Raw genomic sequence first — 20,915 nt, 5'->3', positions numbered from 1 at the left:
CCTGAAAGGGCGCGGGGAACTGCGCGACAAGGGCGAAAACGCGCTTGTCAGCCGCCCAGTTCCTGGTGGCGGGCCGAGAGGCGGGTCGCGCCGTCTTCCGTCAGGGAGCCGAAGAGGCGCAGGCGGGAGATGCCGCCGTCGGGGAAGATGTCCACGCGCGCGTGCGTGGCGACGGTGGGGACGGCGAGGGTGAAGCGGTGGTTGGTGTCGGGCTGGAGGCGCGTCCGGGGGAGGATCTCGGTCCAGTCGCCGTCGTCGCCGTTCTTGACCGACACCGACGCCCAGCCCGCCGAGTTGCCCTTCAGGTACGCCGTGTCGATCTCGATCGCCCGGATCTCGGACTGGGCCACGAGCTGGTAGCGAATCCAGTCGTTGCCGTTGTCGCGGCGCCGACGGGTCTCCCAGCCGTCGTCCATCTTGCGGGAGCGGCCCGGCTGGATGGTGTTCGTGGCGGGTGAGTAGAAGAGGTTGGAGGCGTCCTCGACCTGGCCGCCGTTCTCCAGGGCGACGACGTCGAAGGTGCCGAGGACGGACAGCCACCGCGGGTCGGGCACGACCTCGCCGTACACGCGCAGTCGGGCGACGCCACCGTCCGGGTGCTGGTTGACGCGCAGGTGCGTGAAGCGCTGCTCGACGGAGACCGCGAAGCCGTTCGCGGCGTGGCCGCCGACCGCGGTCCGCGGCACGAGCGTCGTCCACTTGACGTCGTCGGCGAGGAGTTCCTCCGGGGACGGCGAGCCGGGTACCGAGGCGCCCTGGACCGACACCGCCTGCGGGTAGTTCCCGCGGAAGTGGGCCGTGTCGACGACGATGCCGCGGATCACGCCGGGCGCGCCCAGGCGGACCAGCGCCCAGTCGTGGTCCTCGGCCGTCGGCCACGGGTGCTCGGCCGAGGCACCGCGTCGGCGGCGGGTCTCCCAGCCGTCCATGATCTTGCCCTTGTGGCCGAAGTGCTCGGGATCGAACTCGGCGGCCTCGGGCACGAGGAGGTTCTCCCGCTCGGCGAAGAACTCGTCGTTGGCGGCGATGACACCGGCGCCGAGCTGCCGGTCGGCGAGGTTCGCGTACTGGGTGAAGGGGAAGTCGGCGGTGCGGTAGTCCGCGTACGGGTCGCCTCCTCCGTAGGGGTTCGCGTCGCCGGTGAAATGGGGAATCGCCGTCACGATGATCGATCTGCCTTTCGAGGGTCGGCCGTTGCGGGTGCTGGTGCTGAAGCGGGCGCGGGTGCTGGTGCCGCAGCGGGTGCGGGAGCGCGGGGTTCTATGGTCGGCGGGAGAGGAGTTGGCCGGCCGGCTCGCCGAACTCGCCCTCGGTCACGATGCGTTCGCCGCGCAGCCAGGTGGACTTGACGACGCCGCTGAGGGTCTTGCCCGCGTATGCCGTGACCCGGTTGCGGTGCTGGAGCGCCGCGGGGTCCACGGTGAAGGTCTCGTCGGGCGCGAGGACCGCGAAGTCGGCGTCGCGGCCGACCGCGATGGCACCCTTGCGGTCGTCGAGGCCGACCAGCCGCGCGGTACGCGACGACATCCAGCGGACGACGTCCTCGAGGCCGTAGCCGCGCTTGCGGGCCTCCGTCCAGACCGCCGACAGGCTCAGCTGGAGGCCGGAGATGCCGCCCCAGGCGGTCGCGAAGTCGTCCGTCTTCAGGTCTACGGTCGAGGGCGAGTGGTCGGTGACCACGCAGTCGATCGTGCCGTCGGCCAGCGCCTGCCACAGCAGGTCCTGGTTGGCGGCCTCGCGGATGGGCGGGCAGCACTTGAATTCGCTGGCGCCGTCCGGGACCTCCTCCGCGGTGAGCGTGAGGTAGTGCGGGCAGGTCTCCACCGTGAGGCGTACGCCCTCGGCCTTCGCGGCGGCGATCAGCGGCAGCGCGTCGCTGGACGACAGGTGCAGCACGTGCACGCGCGCGTTGAGCCGCCTGGCCTGGGCGATGAGGTTCTCGATGGCGGTGTCCTCGGCGTCGCGGGGCCGCGAGGCGAGGAAGTCGGCGTACTTCTGGCCGCCCTTGTGGGGGGCGGCGGCGAGGTGGTGCGGGTCCTCGGCGTGCACGATCAGCAGGCCGCCGAAGCCGGCGATCTCGGCCAGCGACTGCGCGAGCTGCTCCTGGTCCAGCTCGGGGAACTCGTCCACGCCCGAGGGCGACAGGAATGCCTTGAAGCCGAAGACGCCCGCGTCGTGCAGCGGCCGCAGGTCCTTGACGTTGTCGGGCAGCGCGCCGCCCCAGAAGCCGACGTCGATGTGCGCCTTGGGGCGGGCGACGTCCTTCTTGGTACGGAGGTTGTCGACCGTCGTCGTCGGCGGGAGGGAGTTGAGCGGCATGTCGATCAGCGTGGTGATGCCACCGGCGGCCGCGGCGCGGGTGGCGGTCCAGAAGCCCTCCCACTCCGTGCGGCCGGGGTCGTTCACATGGACGTGGGTGTCGACGAGGCCGGGCAGCAGGACGTCGTCGCCGAAGTCCTCGAGCCGGGCACCCGCCGGCACCTCGGCGTCGTGCGCGAGCACGGCCGTGATCTTCCCTCCGGAGACCGCGACCGATGCGGCGCGCGTCCCTTCGGGAGTGATGACGCGCGTCGAGCGCAGCACCAGTTCGACCAATCCGACGTCGGACACCCGGACCCCTCTCTCTGCCGCTGTTGACTCCCGATACCGCGGGTTTACTTCCACGTAACGAAATTCAACGTTCTGTTGAAGGAGTCTTCACTCCGGCCCCTGCGCCGTCAAGGGTCCGCATCTCCACTCTGCCTCCGATGCGCGCTCTCTGGACGTTTCCACAAAGTGGAATTAGACTTCCACGCAGCAGAACGTAGGTACGCACAACCCGGGGATCGACGGACTGCCGGGTAGGCTGCGTCCCTGCCCGCCCGTCACCCGCCGCCGCCCCGCCCTAATCGAGACCCTTCGGGTCGCCCCTCTCGATTCTGCGCCCTGAAAGGACCGCCTCGTGCCGCCGTCCAGCGCCAGCACCACCGACGCCGCCAAAACGCCCGCTCCCAGCGGCGGCGTCCAGTCCCTCGAGCGCGCCTTCGACCTGCTCGAGCGCATGGCGGACGCCGGGGGCGAAGTCGGTCTGAGCGAGCTCTCCGCGAGCAGCGGACTGCCGCTGCCCACCATCCACCGGCTCATGCGCACGCTGGTGGCCTGCGGTTACGTACGTCAGCAGCCCAATCGCCGGTACGCGCTCGGCCCCCGTCTGATCCGCCTCGGGGAGTCCTCCGCCCGGCTCCTGGGCACCTGGGCCCGCCCCTACCTGGCACGCCTCGTCGAGGAGACCGGCGAGACGGCGAACATGGCGCTGCTCGACGGCGACGAGATCGTGTACGTCGCCCAGGTGCCGTCCAAGCACTCGATGCGCATGTTCACCGAGGTGGGCCGGCGCGTGCTGCCGCACTCCACCGGCGTGGGCAAGGCGCTGCTCGCGCACACCCCGGACGACGAGGTGCGCGCGCTGCTGGCCCGTACCGGCATGCCCGCCGCGACGGAGAAGACCATCACCACGCCGGACGGCTTCCTCTCCGCGCTCGAAGAGGTGCGCGGTCTCGGCTACGCGATCGACGACAACGAGCAGGAGATCGGCGTCCGCTGCCTGGCCGTCTCCGTGCCCGACTCCCCCACCGCCGCGGCCATCTCGATCTCCGGGCCGGCCGGCCGCGTCACCGAGGCCGCCACCGACAAGATCGTGCCGGTACTCCAGCAGGTCGCGGCGGAACTGTCCCAGGCCCTGGCCAGCTCGGGCCCGGCCAGCTAGAACCTCACCGTCGTACGGCCGTCGTGAGCCGCCCGTCCGTCATCTCCCGTACCGCGTCCGCCTCGTCGAGGTGGGCGCGGTCGTGTGTCACGAGGACGGTGGCCGTGGCGCGCTCGCGGGTGAGGCGGGCCAGCAGGTCGAGGACGGCCGCGCCCCGCTCGTGGTCGAGCGCGCTGGTCGGTTCGTCGACGAGGAGTACGGACGGTTCGTTGACCAGCGCGCGGGCGATGTTCACGCGCTGCCGCTGACCGCCGGAGAGCTGGTGCGGCCGCCGGTGTGCCAGGTCGGCGAGCCCGACCGCGGCCAGCAACTCCCTCGCCCGGTGCGCCACGTGGCGACGTCCGTCCAGGTGGCCCATCACCTGGAGCTGTTCCAGGGCCGTCAGCGAGGGCAGCAGGTTCGGCTGCTGGAAGACGATGCCGATCTCGCGCCGCCGCAGCACCGCCCGCTCGCCGGGGCTCAGCGTTCCCGTCTCCGTACCGCCGACGAGGACGCGTCCGCGATCCGGCGTGACCAGGGTCGCGGCGACCGCGAGCAGACTGGACTTGCCGGAGCCGGACGGACCGACGACCGCCGTCACGGTCCCGGCCGGGACGTGCAGCGCGACCCCGTCGAGGGCGGTCAGCCGGCCCTCTCCGTCCGGATAGGTCAGCGTGATGTCGTCCAGAGACAGGCTCATCGGGCACTCCCCAGCGCGGTCAGCGGGTCGACGGCGGTGATCCGCCGGACGGACAGGCCCGCGCCGAGCGCCCCGAGGGCGATCATCACGGCGGCGGGCCGCAGGACGGTCGGCGTATCGAGGACGAACGGCACGTCGCCGCCGCGCACCAGCCCGCCGATCGCGGTGGCGAGCCCGGTGCCCAGGAGCGTTCCGGCGGTGAGCATCAGCACCGCCTGGCCGAGCGCGTCACGCAGCAGATACGGCGTGGAGGCGCCCAGCGCCTTCAGTACGGCGATGTCGCCGGAGCGCTGGATCGTCCAGACCGTGAAGAACGCCCCTATGACGAGCGCCGAGATGACGAAGAGGAATCCGCGCATCAGCTGGAGCGAGCCGTTCTCCGCCCGGTAGGAGCCGATGGCGCTGAGGGCGTCGTCCTTGGCGAGGGTCCTGGTGCCCGCGGCACGGTCGCCCGCCGCGAGGTCGGCGCCGTCGGTGCGGAGGGCGACCACGGTGGCGTCGCCGGACAGGGCGGTCCACACCACGGGCGTATGGCTGTACGAGGCGTCGCCCGCGACCGCCGCGACGCTCCACTCGGTGCCGCCGAGCCGTACCCGGTCCCCGGCTTCGGCGCGCAGCTCACCGGCGGCCTTCCCGGAGAGCACGATCCGACCGGGGCCGACTCCGTGCGGGGCGATCCCCGAGTCCGGGTCGACGGCGAACGTCGATACCGCCGCCGTACGGTCCCCGGCGGTCGCGTTCAGTGTGCGGATGCCGATCGGCTCCGCGGCGACGACGCCCGGCCGCAGCGCCCACGTCCGCCACACGCGCGTGTGGACCGACGAGTTGGTGAACGACACCGACTGGCCGGCGGCCGGCGCGGCGAAGGCGAGGTGGTCGGCGGGCAGGCCGGTGACCGCCGAGGTGTTCTCCTCGGCGAGCCCGGCGGTCAGCCCGGACAGCAGCCCCACGAGCAGGGTGATCAACACGATCACGGCCCCCATGAGGGTGAACCGGCCCTTGGCGAACCGGAGGTCTCTCCACGCGACGAACATGCCCCCACCCTGCGGCCCGGACGGCTCCCGGGGCATCGCGCCACGGCACGGTTCACCCGAATCGAAGGAGGGCGCGGGCATCGTCGAACGACGGAGCCCGGCCCGCCGAAGTAGGGCGCTCAGCGAGCCGAAATGCGCACCGCACTTTCAAACTTTCGGTTGACCGTGGCCCGCTCCCACCCGCCTACCCTGGAACGGCCATGGACGCCCTCCGCCGCCACACCTCCGTCGTCGCCACCCTGCGCCTGTGCCTGTACGCACTGCTCGCGGGGCTTCTGGTGCTGGCCGCGGTCCGTTCCGGGGACAGCGCGCATCCCCTGGCCGTCGTCCTGTCGGTCCTCGGGACGGGCGCGGTGTTCGCGGCGGGCGCGTGCCGCCCGGCGATGCACCGCTCGCGGCGTACGGCGGCGGTGTGGCTGGCCGCCCTGAGCGCGAGCTGGCTGGTGCTGCTCACCTTCTCGCCGGACGGCCTGTGGGTCGCGTTCCCGCTCTACTTCCTCCAGTTGCACCTGCTGCCCGTGCGCTGGAGCCTGCCCGCGGTCGCCCTGACCGCCGCCGCGGCCATCGCGAGTTTCCTGGCGCACGGCTCGCACATCACGCCCGGCGCGTTCATCGGCCCGCTCCTCGGGGCGGCGGTCGCGGTCGCCACGGTCCTCGGGTACGAGGCGCTGTACCGCGAGAGCGAGCGCCGCCGTGAGCTCATCGAGGAACTGATCGCCACCCGGGCCGAGCTGGCCGACGCCGAGCGCGCCGCGGGCACGCTCGCCGAGCGGGAGCGGCTGGCCCACGAGATCCACGACACGCTCGCGCAGGGCCTGTCCAGCATTCAGCTCCTGCTGCGCGCCGCCCAGCGTCTGCTGCCCGCCGGCTCCCCCGCGGCCCCGCACATCGAACAGGCCCGCTCGACCGCCCAGGACAACCTCGCCGAGGCCCGCCGCTTCGTCCGCGCCCTCGCCCCGCCCGGCCTGGAACACGGCTCGCTCTCCGGAGCCCTGGAGCGGCTCTGCCGTTCGAGCGCCGTCGACGCCCCACGGATCCGCTTCTCGGTGAGCGGCACCCCGGCCGCACTCCCGACGCCGTACGAGGTGGCTCTCCTGCGCATCGCCCAGTCGGCGCTCGGCAACACGCTGCGGCACGCGCGCGCCGACCGCGCCGAGATCACGCTGAGCTTCATGGACACGGCGGTCGCCCTGGACGTTGTGGACGACGGGGCCGGTTTCGCCCCCGAAGCCGTACGACCGGACCGGGCCCGGCAGGACGGCGGTTTCGGTCTGCCCGCGATGCGCTCGCGCGCGGAGTCCCTCGGCGGGACGTTCACCGTCGAGTCGGCGCCCGGGCAGGGCACGGCGGTGGCGGTCACGCTCCCGCTGCCGCTCGCGGGGGAAACGCCCGCCGCCGGGAAGGCGGCCGTCACCGAGGAGCAGGTGCGGCTGCCCCTTCGGCTGCCCTCTGCACGCGCCGCCGGGAGCCGCGCATGAGCATTCGTCTCCTGCTCGCGGACGACCATCCCGTCGTACGCGCCGGACTGCGCGCCGTCCTGTCCGCGGAGCCTGACTTCGAGATCGTCGCGGAGGCACCGACGGCGGAGGCCGCGGTCGAGCGCGCCGGGATCGGCGGCGTGGACGTCGTCCTGATGGACCTGCAGTTCGGGCCCGGTATGCACGGCGCGCAGGCCACGGCGGCGATCACGGCCCGCGCGGGCGCGCCCCGCGTGCTGGTTCTGACCACGTACGACACCGACGCGGACATCCTCGCCGCGGTCGAGGCGGGCGCGGCGGGCTACCTTCTCAAGGACGCCCCGCCGGAGGAGCTGTCCGCCGCGGTACGCACCGCCGCCTCGGGCCACTCCGCCCTCGCGCCGACGGTCGCCGACCGCCTCATGGACCGTATGCGCACCCCGGCAGCCGCCCTCAGCCGCCGCGAACTGGAGGTCCTCGACCTGGTCAGGGACGGCCTCTCCAACCAGCAGATCAGCAAGCGGCTCTTCCTGAGCCAGGCGACGGTGAAGTCCCATCTGGTGCACATCTACGCCAAGTTGAACGTGGATTCGCGCACCTCAGCGGTGGCGGTGGCCACGGAGCGGGGCGTCATCCGGCGCAGGGGCTGACAGGCGTCGTCCGGCGCGGAGGCTGGTGAGGCTGGTGAGGCGTCGTCCGGCGCAGCGGCTGGTGATGCCGATCAGGGGCCGTCCGGCGCATAGGCTGGTGATGCCGGTCAGGCGGCGTCCCGCGCAGAGGCTGCTGAGGCCGATCAGGCGGCGCCCGGCGCAGACGCTGGAGCCGGCGCCCCGGCGCTATCGCCGCGGCGGTTCCCCGAACAGTTCCACCGCGCTGCGGACATCGCCGAGGCTGGTGGCCAGTGCGCTGACCGAGCCGATCGCGCCCGCGATCAGCAGCAGGGAGCGGCGCAGGCGGGGGATCTCGGGGATGCCGCCGACGGCCATGGCGGCGAGGGCCGCGAGTTCGTCCTCGGCGATGCCGCGGTCGGGGAACTCGGCCGGATGCGCGGCGAGTTCACGGCGCAGCCGGGAGACGGCCGTGCGCAGTTCCGCCACCCTCGGGTCCTTGTCGCTGCCGGTCACTGGCCTCTGCCCCAAGCTTCGCAACACAGCTCTCCCCCCTCGCACGCCTTTGTGCGTCCATCCGTCGTACGTCGGCCCCAACGCCCCGTGGCGTTGGTCGGGCGCCGGGGGACGCGGGCCAGTAAACGCCACCCTGCGCGCCGTGCGCCACTCCGCGGACGGAAATTCAGCCCATGGACACCACGAGGCCGGTCCGGGTTCCGGAGCGCGCCGCGGCGGGGTCGGGTATGCAGGGGACATGACGGAGAACAAAGACCAGGTGGCCGGGTTGTTGCTGGCGGCCGGCGGCGGGCGGCGCCTCGGGGGTCGCCCCAAGGCACTCCTGTCCCACCGGGGCCGGCCCCTTGTCGAACACGCGGTCGGAGTGCTGCGCGCGGCGGGCTGCACCCGCGTCCATGTGGTGCTCGGCGCCCAGGCCGATGCCGTACGGCAGCGGGCGGAGCTGCCGGGGTGTGTCCTCGTGGACAACCCGGAGTGGGAGGAGGGGATGGGTTCCTCGCTGCGGGCGGGGCTCGACTCGCTCGCGGGCACGGGGGCGCGGGCCGCGCTGGTGTCACTCGTCGACCAGCCCGGGATCGGGCGGGAGGCGGTGGCGCGGGTGCTCGCCGCGTACGCGTCCCCGCGGTCGCTCGCCTCGGCGGCGTACGACGGGGAGCGCGGCCATCCCGTCCTCTTCGGGGCCGACCACTGGCCGGGCATCGCCGAGACCGCCACCGGCGACCGGGGAGCCCGCGCCTATCTCAAGGCCCATGAGGACGCGATCACGCTCGTGGAGTGCGGTGATGTGGCACAGGCGTACGACATCGACACCGAAGCCGACCTGGCCCGCCTCGAGTGAGGCCTTGAGTGACGCCTCCCGTGACACCTCCCGTGACACCTGCGGTGACGCCGTGGATCCCGCCCTCGCGAGAGCTTTCGTGACACCTTTGGTGAACGGGTTGGCACTGAGCGCCACCTTCTGTCGACCCTGAGAATCTCGACATCAACAAACCATTGAACTTCCACTATGAGGAAACTAGTATCCACTGCTCAGAAGGGCTGGACCGCCCAGTGGGCGCGGTCAGCCGTATCCGGTGCCCGTGGCACCCAGTGCCGTTTGTACGCAGCTCGCTGAAGGAAGTGACAGCTCATGTCCGCACCAGCGCCGTCGCCGCTGGCCATCGTCGACGCCGAGCCCCTGCCCCGGCAGGAAGAGGTCCTCACCGACGCGGCCCTCGCCTTCGTGGCCGAGCTGCACCGGCTGTTCACGCCCCGGCGTGACGAGCTCCTCACCCGCCGAGCCGAGCGCCGCGCCGAGATCGCCCGCACCTCCACGCTGGACTTCCTCCCGGAGACCGCCGCGATCCGCGCGGACGACTCCTGGAAGGTGGCCCCCGCTCCGGCCGCCCTGAACGACCGCCGTGTCGAGATCACCGGCCCCACCGACCGCAAGATGACCATCAACGCCCTCAACTCGGGCGCCAGGGTCTGGCTCGCGGACTTCGAGGACGCCTCCGCGCCCACCTGGGAGAACGTGGTCCTCGGCCAGCTCAACCTGATCGACGCGTACACCCGGAACATCGACTTCACCGACCCGAAGTCCGGTAAGTCGTACGCCCTCAAGGACAATGCCGAGCTGGCGACCGTCGTGATGCGTCCGCGTGGCTGGCACCTGGACGAGCGTCACCTCGTCGACGCGGACGGCAAGCCCGTCCCCGGCGCGTTCGTCGACTTCGGCCTGTACTTCTTCCACAACGCGCAGCGCCTGCTGGACCTCGGCAAGGGTCCGTACTTCTACCTCCCGAAGACGGAGTCGCACCTGGAGGCCCGCCTCTGGAACGACGTCTTCGTCTTCGCGCAGGACTACGTCGGCATCCCGCAGGGCACGGTCCGCGCGACCGTCCTGATCGAGACGATCACGGCCGCGTACGAGATGGAGGAGATCCTGTACGAACTCCGCGACCACGCCTCCGGATTGAACGCGGGACGCTGGGACTACCTTTTCTCGATCGTCAAGAACTTCCGTGACGGCGGCGCCAAGTTCGTGCTGCCGGACCGCAACGCGGTCACGATGACGGCCCCGTTCATGCGCGCGTACACCGAACTCCTCGTACGCACCTGCCACAAGCGCGGGGCGCACGCGATCGGCGGCATGGCGGCGTTCATCCCGTCGCGGCGCGACGAAGAGGTCAACAAGGTCGCCTTCGAGAAGGTCAAGGCCGACAAGGACCGCGAGGCGAACGACGGCTTCGACGGCTCGTGGGTGGCCCACCCGGACCTCGTCCCGATCGCGATGGCCTCCTTCGACGCCGTCCTCGGCGACCAGCCCAACCAGAAGGACCGGCTGCGCGAGGACGTCTCGGTCGCGGCCGGTGACCTGATCGCCATCGACTCGCTCGACGCCAAGCCCACGTACGACGGTCTCGTCAACGCCGTCCAGGTCGGCATCCGTTACATCGAGGCCTGGCTGCGCGGCCTCGGCGCGGTCGCCATCTTCAACCTCATGGAGGACGCGGCCACCGCCGAGATCTCGCGCTCGCAGATCTGGCAGTGGATCAACGCGGGTGTCGTGTTCGAGCACGACGGAAAGACCGTGGCGGCGACGCCCGAGCTGGCCCGCGAGGTCGCCGACCAGGAGCTGGCGAACATTCGCGCGGAGATCGGCGAGGAGGCCTTCGCGGCGGGCAACTGGCAGCAGGCGCACGACCTGCTGCTGAAGGTGGCGCTGGACGAGGACTACGCGGACTTCCTCACCCTGCCGGCGTACGAGCAACTGGCCGGCTGAGCCGGGTCGGCAAACCGTCAGCTCAGCCGGGGCCGGCAGCGCATAGCCGGTCCGCTCAGCCGGGGCCGGCAGCGAACAGCCAGTCGGCTCAGCCGGGGTCGGCAGCGAACAGCCGGTCCGCTCAGCCGTGGTCGGCAGCAAGCAACCGGTCAGCTCAGCCGGGGCCGGCAGCGAACAGCCGGTCAGCTCAGCCGGGGTCGGCAGCGAACAGCCGGTCCGCTCAGCCGGGGCCGGCAGCGAACAGCCGACCCGCTGGGTCAGATCGCCGGCTTCTCCGAGTGGCCCAGGGTCTTTCCCGGGGCCACTCGGTCGCGTACCAGCCTCTTCACGGCCGTGGGCTCCGGGAAGCCCTGCTCACGGCGGTCCCAGACGACCTCGTCGTCGACCCGTACGACGAAGACGCCGCCGGTACCGGGCTTGAGCGCCAGCTCGGTCAGCTCGGTCTCGAAGGTGGTGAGGAGCTCCTGGGCGAGCCAGGCCGCCCGCGGGAGCCAGCGGCACTGGGTGCAGTACTCGATCTGGACGCGGTGAGTGGTGTCCGTGGTCATCCGAGGTGCACCGACCAATCCTGTTCCGCGGCCGGTTTGCCGTGCAGGTCGGGGACCCGCTTCAGCCAGTTCGGCCGGCCTTCCTGGGTTTTCGCCGCGCGCTGGGCGTCCTCGGCGGCGAGCTCCTGCCGGGTGGGGAAGTCCGTGGGGAGCCAGGCCGCGGAGGCCCGGGCGCGGGCGTGCAGATAGCCGACGTAGGCGTCGCGGACCTCGTCCGGGTGGGCGAAACCGGGTTCGTCCATGAGCCAGGCGTCGGGCACCTCGGCCAGGACCGAGCGCAGCAGTTCCTCGGTCACCAAGGGGGCGAGTGCGGCGTCGGCCGCCCGGGTGTCCGGGGTGTAGCCGCCGAGCGCGTGGCGCCGGAAGTCGTACGCCTTCTGCGGCGCCGAGGCGTCCCAGCGGTGGTGGAAGACGAGGGCTGCGCCGTGGTCGATGAGCCACAGGCGCGGGGGCGCCGTGCCGAAGGTGGGCCAGATCATCAGGTTCGAGCTGTGCACGGTGCGGTCCACGTTGACCGTGAGGGCGTCCAGCCAGATCACCTTGCCGGCCTCCAGCGGGTCGACGGGGAACGTCTTGGCGATCTCGGGGGTGAAGTCCTTCGCGCCCGGCAGGTAGTCCATGCCCAGGTTCAGGCCGGCGCTGGAGTGGAGGAGGTCCTGGACCTCCTGATGGGGCTCATGTGCGGCGACCGCCGGGTCGAAGTGCACGAGGACCAGCTCGGGGAAGCGCAGCCCGAGGGCGCGCGCCAGCTCGCCCACGATGATCTCGGCCACCAGCGCCTTGCGGCCCTGCGCGGAGCCGGTGAACTTCACGACGTACGTCCCGAGGTCGTCGGCCTCGACGACTCCGGGCACGGAGCCGCCCGCCCTCAGCGGGGTCACGTATCGAACAGCGGTCACGTCGCGCAGCACACTCGCCACTGTAGATCAGCCGGTCACCGGGGCGGCCGGCAATTACGGCGCCCCTGTCCCACGCTCCCCCGCCAGCGGGTTCGGCAGGGGCACATAGCGCGCGTCCGCGCCGTCCGCGCCGGTCCAGCGCAGCAGCAGGTTCGTCTTGCCGGGGAGGGTGGGCGAGGAGAGCAGGCCGGCGATCTCGGGGAGGCCGCGCTCGGTGTCGTAACGGATCAGCTCCCGCCGTACGGCGGGCCACGGGTCCATGCCCGGGTGACGCTCGGCGAGGAGCGCGGCGAGCTCGGTGAGGTGGTTGACGACCAGGCAGTAGACGAGTCGCTCCCAGCCCGCCTCGCGCGTCACACCGGGCAGCAGCTTCACGCCTTCCGCGTCACGGAACAGCGCCTGTACGGGCATCCCCTCGGCGTCGACGGCCACCACCGTGTTCTGCACATGCGCCTCGACGACGACTCCGTGCCGGGCGAACGCCTCCAGCACGGGGGGCACGACCTGGCGCAGATACGCCGCCCACCAGGCGGACGGGTCGGTGAGTCCGTCGAGCGGGCTGCCGTCGAAGCCTTCCACGAGAGCGGCGGCCAGGAGCGGGGTCGCGCCGGGGACGAGGTGGTCGCGCAGTCCGTCGCGGACGAGGACGGCGAGTTCCTCGAAGGCGAAGTCGGCGGTGCGGTAGGCGCGGTCGGCGAGCCAGGCGGCGGGACCCGGCACGGCGGCGAAGGCCGTCGCGGTCGCCTTGTCGGTGCGGCGCATTTTCAACAGGTCGTGGCGCCACAGCCGGCGGATGTCGTTCGTGATGCGCACGTCGAGGCTGAACTTCACGAAGAGGTCGTCCTCGGGGGCGTACAGCGTGCGGATGGCGGCCGTCGGCCACAGCGGGCGCGCGGTGTGCCCGAGCCGGACGAGCCGGCCGTCCGCGAAGGCGTCCCGGATCTGCGGGCGGGCGCCGACCAGGTCGAGCTGCCAGGGATGGGCCGGGAGCAGCCGGTAGCCGGGCGGGGCCTCGCCGAAGACGTCGAGTGCCGTCGTGTCGCCCTCCTCGACGACCGTGTCCTCACGCACGGCGAGCAGGGCCGGCGGGAAGCGGGCGTACGCCTCGGGCGCGTAGGGCAGCCAGCCGGTGACCGGGCCGCCCCCGCGCGCCTTGGGAGCGGGGTGGTGCGGGTGCCCGGTGATCAGGGACTGTTCGGAGCGCAGATAGAGGTCGTCGGGCGGTGTCGCGCGGGCCCGTGCGGTGAGCAGCGCGGCCACCGCGTCACGGCTGTCGATCATCTCCGCGGGCAGCTCGGAGTTGGCCAGGCCGGTGGCGCGGCGCAGTTCCTCGGCGGTGAGTTCGACCAGCTCGGGGTGGGTGAGCCGGTGCCAGGCGCCGGCGGCGTACACCTCGGGTTCCGTGGGTCTCCTGGTCCCCCGCACGCGCAGCAGCCGGCCGCCGGCCCGGAGCCGGAACACACCGGGGTCCTGGGTCGGCTCTCCCAGCTCCCGCAGGAGACAATTGAGCAGCGGCGCGGCGGCGTACGCGTCGGCGGCCTCTTCGATCGTGCCCCTGTCGAGCGGGGGAAGCTTGGGGGGCATGGAGTCCACGCGGCGGTCCATTCGTTCCATACGGTGCACTGGTGATCAGTATGTCTGCCGTCCCGGACGACCGCGACGCAGTCCCCGTACGCAAGGAGCCCGACCGTGCACCGTCCCCCCACGCCCGAGGCCGAGGCCGTGCTCGCCGAGGAACTGAGCGTCGTACGACCCGCCCTGTCGGCGCCGTACGCGGCGGCGCTGCCCGGTGCCCGGGCGGCCGTGCTGACCCGGTTGTGGCGGGCGCTGGCGTATGAGCCGCTGCCGTGGATCACGCGCCGCGAGCCGGGGGGCGGGCCTGGGGACGAGACGCGGGGCGGGGCCGGGCTGGGGAGGCGCGGGGCTGGGGACGGGTCGGGGCGCGAGCCGGGGGGTGGGGCGGGCCGCGAGGCCGGGCTGGGGCGCGCATCCGGGCACGGGCAGGGGAGCGCGCCTGGGGGTGGGCCGGGGCGCGGGGCCGGGCGTGGGCTGGGCAACGAAGGTGCGCCGGGGCGGGGCCGCGAGGCTGGGCCGGGGCGGGGCTCCGGGGGTGAGGGGCTGACGCTCCATCTGGCCGACGGCCGCCGGCTGCGCGGCCCGCACGCGGACCCGTACTCCACCTCCGGGTACGTCACCGAGGTGCGCCTCGACGGCCGGCCCTACGACCATCCGGCCCGGCTCCTCGACGCCCTCGCCGTGCCGCACGGCGCGGCCTTCGCGGCCGAACTCGCCGACAGCGTGGCCTCCTTGGCACTGTCCCGGGCGGGTCAGCCGGCCACGTCCGCGGCCGATCGGGCCGAATCTCAAGAGAGTTGGCCGTGGGAGCAGCGGATCGTCGACGGACATCCGTACCACCCCAACTGCCGTTCGCGGCCCGGGTTCTCGGCGGCCGAGCAGCTCGCGTACGCGCCCGAGCACCGGCCGCTCGTGGAGCTGGGTCTTGTGGCCGTGGACGACTGCCTGGTCACGGGCGAGTGGCCGAAGTGGCTGCGCGACGGGGACCAGGTGCTGATTCCGGTGCATCCCTGGCAGTCGGCCCATGTGCTCGACCGTCCGGTCCAGGAGCGTTTCACCGCACACCCGTTGATGTCCCTGCGCACCCTCGCCCTGCCGGACGGCGGCCCGCACGTCAAGACCGCGTTGAGCGCCCGGCTGACCTCCTCGGTGCGCGACATCTCGGTGTACTCGGTCGAGACGGCCGAGACCGTCTCGGCGTTCATGGAGGCGGTCACCGATCGCCTGACCGATCACCTGGACGTTCCGCTGCACATCACCCGGACCCTGGGGGCGGTCACCGCCAACAGCCCTGATCTGGCGGCGGTGTTGCGGGAGTCCCCGGACGGGTACGCGCGGCCGGGTGAGCGGGTCGTCCCGGTGGCCGCGCTGCCGCTGACCGGATTGCCCGAAGACCCCGTCTGGCTCACGGAGTTCACCCGGCTCGTCCTCACGGTCGGGCTGCGGCTGCTCGACCTGGGCGTGGCCCTGGAGGCGCACGGCCAGAACCTGCTGGTGGTCCTCTCCGCCACGGGCGCCCCGCTCCGGCTGATCTACCGCGACCTGGCCGACATCCGGATCAGCCCGGCCCGGCTGGCCCGGCACGGCATCCCGGCCCCGGACCTCTCCGGGCGGATCGTCACGGACGACGAGACGACCCTGCGCCGCAAGCTCTTCGGCTCCCTCGTCGGCGGTGCGCTGGGCGCGACGGCGGGCTCGACGCACGCTCTGCGGGAGGCCCTGGAGACCGTCGTACGGGATCTTCCGGCCACCCCCGACCTCACGGCCCTGCGCGAAGAACCGCTGCCCACCAAGGCGCTGACCCTGATGCGCCTGTCACCGGGAACGCCCGGTGACCTCTGGGCGGAGCTGCCCAATCCGCTCACGGGACGACCGGGCTCCGCCGGCCTCGCGCGCTGAAACCCCTGTCCGAAGCCCCCTGCCCGAGCCCGCTGCCTGAAGTCGGCTGCCTGCAATCCACTGCCTGAAGTCGGCTGCCTGAAGCCCCCTCGTGAGGTCTCGTTTTGAAGCACGGCACCTTTGATCAATAGGATCCGCCGATGATCACAAGACAACGGCTGGCAGCAGGAGTCTGCGCCCTGCTTGCCGCCCTGACGGCCGGGATCGCCTTCCCGACCGGAGCGGTCGCCGGCGAAACGGCGGAGCAGGCCGCTCCCAAGGTCGAACTCGTGCTGGACGTGAGCGGTTCGATGCGGGCTCGGGACATCGACGGCGGGACGCGGATGGCCGCGGCGAAGCAGGCGTTCAACGAGGTGCTCGACGCGACGCCGGAGGAGGTGCAGCTCGGCATCCGCACCCTCGGCGCCAACTACCGCGGCAACGACCGGAAGACGGGCTGCAAGGACACCGCACAGCTGTATCCGGTGGGGACGTTGGACCGCACCGAGGCGAAGACCGCCGTCGCGACGCTCACGCCCACCGGCTGGACGCCGATCGGTCCCGCCCTGCTCAAGGCGGCCGACGACCTGAACGGCGGTGAGGGCACCCGGCGGATCGTGCTGATCAGCGACGGCGAGGACACCTGCCAGCCGCTCGATCCGTGCGAGGTGGCCCGCGAGATCGCGGCCAAGGGCATCGGCCTGACCATCGACACGCTCGGCCTGGTGCCGGACGCCAAGACCCGCGACCAGCTCAGCTGCATCGCGGACGCCACCGGCGGTACGTACACCTCGGTCCGGCACAAGGAGGAACTCGCCGACCGTGTAGGGCAGTTGGTGGACCGGGCTGCCGATCCGGTGGTGACGCCGGTCGCCGTGGAAGGTGCCGCGGAATGCGCGAAGGCGCCCACGGTGAAGTCGGGACTCTACACCGACCGCGAGGAGTTCGCGCAGCACCGCTGGTACCGCGTGGACGTCGAGCCGGGCCAGGAGCTGCGGGCCTCGGTGAGCGTCGCGGCGGACCGCGAAGTCAACCCGGACTACGGGGTGTTGCTGCGCGCCGTCACCGGGCACGGACGTGAGATCGTCCGCGGTGAGGCGGCGGGCAACGGCCGTACCGATGTCATCTCGACCGGTCTGCGTTACCCGAAGCCGGAGAGCGACGACGAGAACGCCACCGCCGAGGCCGTGTGCCTCGAAGTCTCCAACTCATTCTCCGCCGCGAGCGGAGTGAAGACCACTCCCGGGCTGCCCCTGGAGCTGACGGTCGACGTCGTCGACGGGCCCGACCAGGCGGGCGACGTGGCCTCGTTCGGCCTCGGCCGCGGCTGGTGGCTGCTCGGCGCCCTCGTACTCACCGGCTTCCTCGCGGGTGTGCTGTGGGGCTGGATCTCGCGCTGGCGGGTCGCGGTCTGGAGGAGCAACTGATGCGTATTCGACGTGTGTTGACCACGACGCTGTTCATGCTGGGCGTCGCCGCGACCCCCGCTCTGCTCGGGGTGACCGCATCCTCCGCCGTGGCCGACTCCTCGCCCTCGCCGTCGGCCAGTGCGTCGGGCGACGGCGGTGCCCCCACGGAGGCCGGTACGTCGTTCCGTACGGCGACGGAGATCGAGCAGGGCCGGGAAGCCACCGCCAGCGGGTCCTCGGGTGACTACCTGTACTGGTCGTTCCCCGCGGACGCCGGGCAGCGGCCCACCGTGAAGGCGACGGTGAAGTTGCCGGAGGCGTCGACGCGGAACGCCGCCGAGACCTGGCAGATCGACGTGTACGACGGACTGCGGCGCCGCCAGGCGTGCCAGTACGGGGCGCAGACGCGGACGGCGGCGCGGGACGCGGCCTCCGTGGCCCTGTCCTGCACCCTGCGCACCGTCCGCGCCTGGTCGGAGCAGTGGGCCGACGACCCGCTGCCGGGCACGTACTACATCCGGCTGACCGCCACCGGCCTCGGCGCCTCCGAGCTGGGCCTGCCGGTGAGCGCCGAGGTCAAGGTGGACTCCAAGGACATCGGCGGCGCGGCGGCGGTCGACGGCTCGCTCGCCAAGCCCCTGGTCCCGGGCATCGCGACGACCGCCGAGAAGTCCGACTCGGGCTCCACCTCGTCGACGGCGGCGCTGTCGTCGATCGAGCCCGACGACGGCTGGGCCTCCGGCTGGTGGTCCGACCGCTGGGTGTGGACCGCGATCGGCGGCATTCTCGCGGCGCTGGCGGGCATCGGCGGCTACGCGCTGACGCGGGGTTCGGGCCGACCTTCACGGATACCGCCGGGCGCCTGACCTGCCTGACTCCCCAGACGCCGGACGGGCTGATTCCTGCAGCCCCTCCGGCGTTTGAGGACGAGGTCGTTCAGGGGGAGGGCAGGAGCGGAGGGGAAGGGCAGGAGCGGAGGGGAAGGGGGCGGAAAACCCGTTCCGCGTCACACCTCCCGCAGCACCTTCGCCACCGTGCCCTCCCCCGTCACCACGACCCGCCCCGCTCGCACCGCGTCCAGCAGGGTCAAGCCCCCACGGCTCACCGCCTCACACGTCTGGGTGTCCAGCGCCAGCCGAGCGTCCGGCTCCCCCGGCGCGGCCCCCTCCCCGTACACGGGCCCGCCCTCAGCACCGAGCCGCACATGGAACTCCCCCTCCTCCAGCCGGACTTCGACCAGCCCCTCCCCTGAAAGCCCCTCAAGCCCGCGCAGCAACGGCAGCGCGAACCAGTGCGCCCGCACCGCATCGGTGGCCCGCCGCTCCCCCAGCGCGGCCGCCCCCCACTCCCCGAGCGCCTGCAGCACGGGCAGCAACTCGCGTCCGCGACCGGTGAGTTCATAGACGTACACCGCACCCGGAGGCGATAGCCGCCGCCGGGTCGTCAGCCCGTCGCGCTCCATGTCCTTGAGCCGGGAGGCGAGCACGTCGGTGCTCACCCCCGGCAGGTCGGCGTGCAGATCGGTGTAGCGGCGCGGTCCGCCGAGCAGCTCGCGGACGATCAGGAGGGTCCACCGGTCACCGACGGCGTCGAGCGCCCGGGCGGCGGAACAGTACTGGTCGTAGCTTCGGCGAGGTGACATGCGACGCAGTCTAGCTATCGTGTTGGACTTTCCAAGCGCCTACTTGGTAAAACCAAGCATCACCACGAACCGGAGGGCGCAGCGCATGGAGTTCCGGCAGTCGAGCAAGCTCAGCGAGGTCTGTTACGAGATCCGCGGCCCGGTGATCGAGCACGCCGACGCGCTGGAGGAGGCGGGCCACAGCGTGCTGCGCCTCAACACCGGCAACCCCGCGCTCTTCGGCTTCGAGGCGCCGGAGGAGATCCTCCAGGACATGATCCGGATGCTGCCCCAGGCGCACGGCTACACCGACTCACGCGGCATCCTGTCCGCCCGCCGCGCCGTCGCCCAGCGTTACCAGGAGCGGGGCCTGGAGGTCGGCGTGGACGACGTCTTCCTCGGCAACGGTGTCTCCGAACTCGTCTCGATGGCGGTCCAGGCACTCGTCGAGGACGGCGACGAAGTCCTCATCCCCGCACCGGACTTCCCCCTGTGGACGGCCGTGACGACGCTCGCCGGCGGCAAGGCGGTCCACTACCTCTGCGACGAACAGTCCGACTGGTACCCGGACTTGGCCGACATGGAGTCGAAGATCACCGACCGCACGCGCGCGGTCGTCATCATCAACCCGAACAACCCCACCGGCGCCGTCTACCCGAAGGAGATCGTCGAGGGCATCCTCGACCTCGCGCGCCGCCACGGCCTGATGGTCTTCGCGGACGAGATCTACGACCAGATCCTGTACGACGGCGCGGTGCACCATTCGGCCGCCGCGCTCGCCCCCGACCTGGTGGTCCTCACCTTCTGCGGCCTCTCCAAGACGTACCGAGTCGCCGGATTCCGCTCCGGCTGGCTGGTGGTGACGGGCCCGAAGCAGCACGCCCGCAACTACCTGGAGGGCCTGACCATGCTGGCCTCCATGCGGCTGTGCGCCAACGCTCCGGCGCAGTACGCCATCCAGGCCGCGCTCGGCGGCCGCCAGTCCATCCACGAACTGACCGCGCCCGGCGGCCGCCTCCACGAACAGCGCAACCGCGCCTGGGAGAAGCTGAACGAGATCCCCGGCGTCTCCTGCGTCAAACCGAAGGGCGCGCTGTACGCGTTCCCGCGCATCGTCCCCGAGGTCCACAAGATCCACGACGATGAGAAGTTCGTCCTGGACCTCCTCCTCCGCGAGAAGATCCAGGTCGTCCAGGGCACCGGCTTCAACTGGCCCCGCCCCGACCACTTCCGCATCCTCACCCTCCCGCACGCCGACGACCTGGACGCGGCGATCAGCCGGATCGGACGGTTCCTGAGCGGGTACCGGCAGTAAGGCGGGCCGGCGACAGGAGGGCAGTCCGGGGAGTAGGACAGGTCCGGGGAGTGGGACGGCCCTGGGCGGTAGGGCCGACCGGCGCAGCCGGTTCTGCGGTCACCGCCGCCCGGTGTCACCGTACGAGGGGAGGGATCGTACGCAGGGACAGAACAGGGACAGAAAGGGTTCGGCGATGGGTGACCTGCTCCTCGTACGGCACGGTGAGACCGAGTGGTCGTTGTCCGGGCGGCACACCGGGTCGACCGACGTCCCGTTGACCGACAAGGGCCGCGAGCAGGCGCGCAGGCTGGCTCCGCTGATCGCCCGGCATCACCTCGCGACGGCGTTCGTCAGCCCGATGCGGCGGGCGCGGGAGACGGCGTCGCTGGCCGGGGTGGGCGGGGCGGTGGTCGACGCGGATCTGTCCGAGTGGGACTACGGCGGATACGAGGGGATCACGACCGTCGAGATCCACCGGAGCAGGCCCGACTGGTTCCTGTTCACGGATGGGGTCACGGCCGGGCCGCCCGAGCACCCCGGGGAGAGCCCGGACGAGATCGGGGCGCGCGCGGAGCGGATGCTGGCCAAGATCGACGCGGCGCTCGCCGAGGGTGAGGGCAGTGTGCTGGTCGTGTCGCACGGGCACTTCCTGCGGGTGCTGACCGCGCGGCGGCTGGGGCTGCCCGCCGAGGCCGGCGCGCTCTTCCAGCTGGGCACCGGGACGATGAGCCGGCTGAGCACGGAGCACCGGCGGCATGTGGTGGCCGGCTGGAATGTCAGACCCGACGCGTACTGTTCCCATGAGCCGCTCCCCTCGGCAGGACAGACACCCGGGGAACAACTGACGGGCGGCTGAGGGAGCCGCCGCGGCCCGACCGGCGGCGG

19 protein-coding genes are annotated in these 20,915 nt (G+C 72.1%); 10 read left to right on the top strand and 9 right to left on the bottom strand.

The features are described 5' to 3' along the window. Positions 1-47: 47 nt before the first annotated feature. Together alc and allB are read right to left on the bottom strand one after the other, a co-directional pair. Positions 48-1,163 carry an allantoicase gene (gene alc, locus ACFVXA_RS33310; RefSeq protein ID WP_362024788.1) on the bottom strand — a complete coding sequence of 372 codons (1,116 nt, stop codon included), beginning with the start codon at positions 1,161-1,163 and terminating at the stop codon, positions 48-50. A gap of 97 nt (positions 1,164-1,260) precedes the next feature. Beyond that, positions 1,261-2,610, bottom strand: coding sequence for an allantoinase AllB (gene allB, locus ACFVXA_RS33305; protein ID WP_383741496.1), 1,350 nt, complete (start codon positions 2,608-2,610; stop codon positions 1,261-1,263). Positions 2,611-2,941: 331 nt separating this feature from the next. Between allB and ACFVXA_RS33300 the strand changes: the two genes are divergently transcribed. Beyond that, positions 2,942-3,745 (top strand): IclR family transcriptional regulator, encoded by an 804-nt coding sequence (locus ACFVXA_RS33300; RefSeq protein ID WP_362024782.1) that lies wholly within the window; start codon positions 2,942-2,944, stop codon positions 3,743-3,745. A gap of 4 nt (positions 3,746-3,749) precedes the next feature. On the opposite strand, the gene ACFVXA_RS33295 is transcribed toward ACFVXA_RS33300, so the two are convergent. Together ACFVXA_RS33295 and ACFVXA_RS33290 are read right to left on the bottom strand one after the other, a co-directional pair. After that, positions 3,750-4,424, bottom strand: a complete 675-nt coding sequence (locus tag ACFVXA_RS33295) for an ABC transporter ATP-binding protein (protein WP_383741494.1) — start codon at positions 4,422-4,424, stop codon at positions 3,750-3,752. Continuing rightward, positions 4,421-5,458 (bottom strand): ABC transporter permease, encoded by a 1,038-nt coding sequence (locus tag ACFVXA_RS33290; RefSeq protein WP_390028137.1) that lies wholly within the window; start codon positions 5,456-5,458, stop codon positions 4,421-4,423. The genes ACFVXA_RS33295 and ACFVXA_RS33290 overlap by 4 nt, the downstream gene beginning before the upstream one ends. Positions 5,459-5,658: 200 nt before the next feature. Here ACFVXA_RS33290 and ACFVXA_RS33285 point away from each other — a divergent pair, with 200 nt between their 5' ends. Then, positions 5,659-6,936, top strand: a complete 1,278-nt coding sequence (locus ACFVXA_RS33285; RefSeq protein ID WP_362024773.1) for a sensor histidine kinase — start codon at positions 5,659-5,661, stop codon at positions 6,934-6,936. Then, positions 6,933-7,565, top strand: a complete 633-nt coding sequence (locus tag ACFVXA_RS33280) for a response regulator (protein WP_384401387.1) — start codon at positions 6,933-6,935, stop codon at positions 7,563-7,565. Before ACFVXA_RS33285 ends, ACFVXA_RS33280 begins: the two co-directional genes overlap by 4 nt. A gap of 186 nt (positions 7,566-7,751) precedes the next feature. Here the strand turns inward: ACFVXA_RS33280 and ACFVXA_RS33275 are convergent, their stop codons facing one another. Further along, on the bottom strand, positions 7,752-8,066 hold the full coding sequence (locus ACFVXA_RS33275; protein WP_362024766.1) for a DUF5955 family protein: 315 nt from the start codon (positions 8,064-8,066) through the stop codon (positions 7,752-7,754). A gap of 211 nt (positions 8,067-8,277) precedes the next feature. On the opposite strand from ACFVXA_RS33275, the gene ACFVXA_RS33270 reads away from it, so the two are divergent. Next, on the top strand, positions 8,278-8,877 hold the full coding sequence (locus ACFVXA_RS33270) for an NTP transferase domain-containing protein (RefSeq protein ID WP_384401390.1): 600 nt from the start codon (positions 8,278-8,280) through the stop codon (positions 8,875-8,877). A gap of 291 nt (positions 8,878-9,168) precedes the next feature. Beyond that, positions 9,169-10,803 carry a malate synthase A gene (gene aceB / locus ACFVXA_RS33265; RefSeq protein ID WP_383741481.1) on the top strand — a complete coding sequence of 545 codons (1,635 nt, stop codon included), beginning with the start codon at positions 9,169-9,171 and terminating at the stop codon, positions 10,801-10,803. 257 nt (positions 10,804-11,060) lie between these two features. On the opposite strand, the gene ACFVXA_RS33260 is transcribed toward aceB, so the two are convergent. Genes ACFVXA_RS33260 through ACFVXA_RS33250 form a run of 3 tightly spaced genes read right to left on the bottom strand, consistent with a single transcriptional unit; the run spans position 11,061 to position 13,834 of the window. Next, complete coding sequence (locus ACFVXA_RS33260; protein ID WP_383741478.1) at positions 11,061-11,351, bottom strand: SelT/SelW/SelH family protein; 291 nt, start codon at positions 11,349-11,351, stop codon at positions 11,061-11,063. Continuing rightward, a complete protein-coding gene (locus tag ACFVXA_RS33255) occupies positions 11,348-12,262 on the bottom strand; it encodes a HipA family kinase (protein WP_362024755.1) in 915 nt (304 codons plus the stop codon). Before ACFVXA_RS33255 ends, ACFVXA_RS33260 begins: the two co-directional genes overlap by 4 nt. Positions 12,263-12,304: 42 nt before the next feature. After that, the gene (locus tag ACFVXA_RS33250; protein ID WP_384024873.1) at positions 12,305-13,834 is read right to left on the bottom strand and encodes an IucA/IucC family protein; all 1,530 of its coding nucleotides are present in this window, start codon (positions 13,832-13,834) and stop codon (positions 12,305-12,307) included. Between the two features lie 105 nt (positions 13,835-13,939). On the opposite strand from ACFVXA_RS33250, the gene ACFVXA_RS33245 reads away from it, so the two are divergent. The 3 genes from ACFVXA_RS33245 (at position 13,940) to ACFVXA_RS33235 (ending at position 17,978) form a co-directional block, all read left to right on the top strand. Further along, the gene (locus ACFVXA_RS33245) at positions 13,940-15,724 is read left to right on the top strand and encodes an IucA/IucC family protein (protein WP_390028135.1); all 1,785 of its coding nucleotides are present in this window, start codon (positions 13,940-13,942) and stop codon (positions 15,722-15,724) included. Positions 15,725-15,864: 140 nt separating this feature from the next. Beyond that, complete coding sequence (locus ACFVXA_RS33240; protein WP_390028134.1) at positions 15,865-17,130, top strand: VWA domain-containing protein; 1,266 nt, start codon at positions 15,865-15,867, stop codon at positions 17,128-17,130. Further along, complete coding sequence (locus ACFVXA_RS33235) at positions 17,130-17,978, top strand: hypothetical protein (RefSeq protein WP_390028132.1); 849 nt, start codon at positions 17,130-17,132, stop codon at positions 17,976-17,978. The genes ACFVXA_RS33240 and ACFVXA_RS33235 overlap by 1 nt, the downstream gene beginning before the upstream one ends. 140 nt (positions 17,979-18,118) lie before the next feature. Here the strand turns inward: ACFVXA_RS33235 and ACFVXA_RS33230 are convergent, their stop codons facing one another. Next, on the bottom strand, positions 18,119-18,754 hold the full coding sequence (locus tag ACFVXA_RS33230) for a winged helix-turn-helix transcriptional regulator (protein ID WP_390028130.1): 636 nt from the start codon (positions 18,752-18,754) through the stop codon (positions 18,119-18,121). A gap of 85 nt (positions 18,755-18,839) precedes the next feature. Between ACFVXA_RS33230 and ACFVXA_RS33225 the strand changes: the two genes are divergently transcribed. Both ACFVXA_RS33225 and ACFVXA_RS33220 read left to right on the top strand, forming a co-directional pair. Beyond that, positions 18,840-20,048, top strand: a complete 1,209-nt coding sequence (locus ACFVXA_RS33225; protein WP_390028129.1) for a pyridoxal phosphate-dependent aminotransferase — start codon at positions 18,840-18,842, stop codon at positions 20,046-20,048. 175 nt (positions 20,049-20,223) lie between these two features. Beyond that, a complete protein-coding gene (locus ACFVXA_RS33220) occupies positions 20,224-20,886 on the top strand; it encodes a histidine phosphatase family protein (protein ID WP_383741464.1) in 663 nt (220 codons plus the stop codon). Positions 20,887-20,915: the final 29 nt, after the last annotated feature.

The sequence above is a fragment of the Streptomyces sp. NPDC058246 genome (assembly GCF_042881985.1).
GTDB lineage: Bacteria > Actinomycetota > Actinomycetes > Streptomycetales > Streptomycetaceae > Streptomyces.
The sequence above is the reverse complement of the archived record's forward strand: the minus strand, read 5'-3'. Positions and strand labels throughout refer to the sequence as shown.

Bases quoted from the DNA above. Each gene is read 5' to 3' on its own strand.
- ACFVXA_RS33295 (WP_383741494.1), bottom strand. From the start codon at position 4,424: ATGAGCCTGTCTCTGGACGACATCACGCTGACCTATCCGGACGGAGAG.
- ACFVXA_RS33290 (WP_390028137.1), bottom strand. From the start codon at position 5,458: ATGTTCGTCGCGTGGAGAGACCTCCGGTTCGCCAAGGGCCGGTTCACC.
- ACFVXA_RS33285 (WP_362024773.1), top strand. From the start codon at position 5,659: ATGGACGCCCTCCGCCGCCACACCTCCGTCGTCGCCACCCTGCGCCTG.
- ACFVXA_RS33280 (WP_384401387.1), top strand. From the start codon at position 6,933: ATGAGCATTCGTCTCCTGCTCGCGGACGACCATCCCGTCGTACGCGCC.
- ACFVXA_RS33270 (WP_384401390.1), top strand. From the start codon at position 8,278: ATGACGGAGAACAAAGACCAGGTGGCCGGGTTGTTGCTGGCGGCCGGC.
- aceB (WP_383741481.1), top strand. From the start codon at position 9,169: ATGTCCGCACCAGCGCCGTCGCCGCTGGCCATCGTCGACGCCGAGCCC.
- ACFVXA_RS33260 (WP_383741478.1), bottom strand. From the start codon at position 11,351: ATGACCACGGACACCACTCACCGCGTCCAGATCGAGTACTGCACCCAG.
- ACFVXA_RS33250 (WP_384024873.1), bottom strand. From the start codon at position 13,834: ATGCCCCCCAAGCTTCCCCCGCTCGACAGGGGCACGATCGAAGAGGCC.
- ACFVXA_RS33240 (WP_390028134.1), top strand. From the start codon at position 15,865: ATGATCACAAGACAACGGCTGGCAGCAGGAGTCTGCGCCCTGCTTGCC.
- ACFVXA_RS33235 (WP_390028132.1), top strand. From the start codon at position 17,130: ATGCGTATTCGACGTGTGTTGACCACGACGCTGTTCATGCTGGGCGTC.
- ACFVXA_RS33230 (WP_390028130.1), bottom strand. From the start codon at position 18,754: ATGTCACCTCGCCGAAGCTACGACCAGTACTGTTCCGCCGCCCGGGCG.
- ACFVXA_RS33225 (WP_390028129.1), top strand. From the start codon at position 18,840: ATGGAGTTCCGGCAGTCGAGCAAGCTCAGCGAGGTCTGTTACGAGATC.
- ACFVXA_RS33220 (WP_383741464.1), top strand. From the start codon at position 20,224: ATGGGTGACCTGCTCCTCGTACGGCACGGTGAGACCGAGTGGTCGTTG.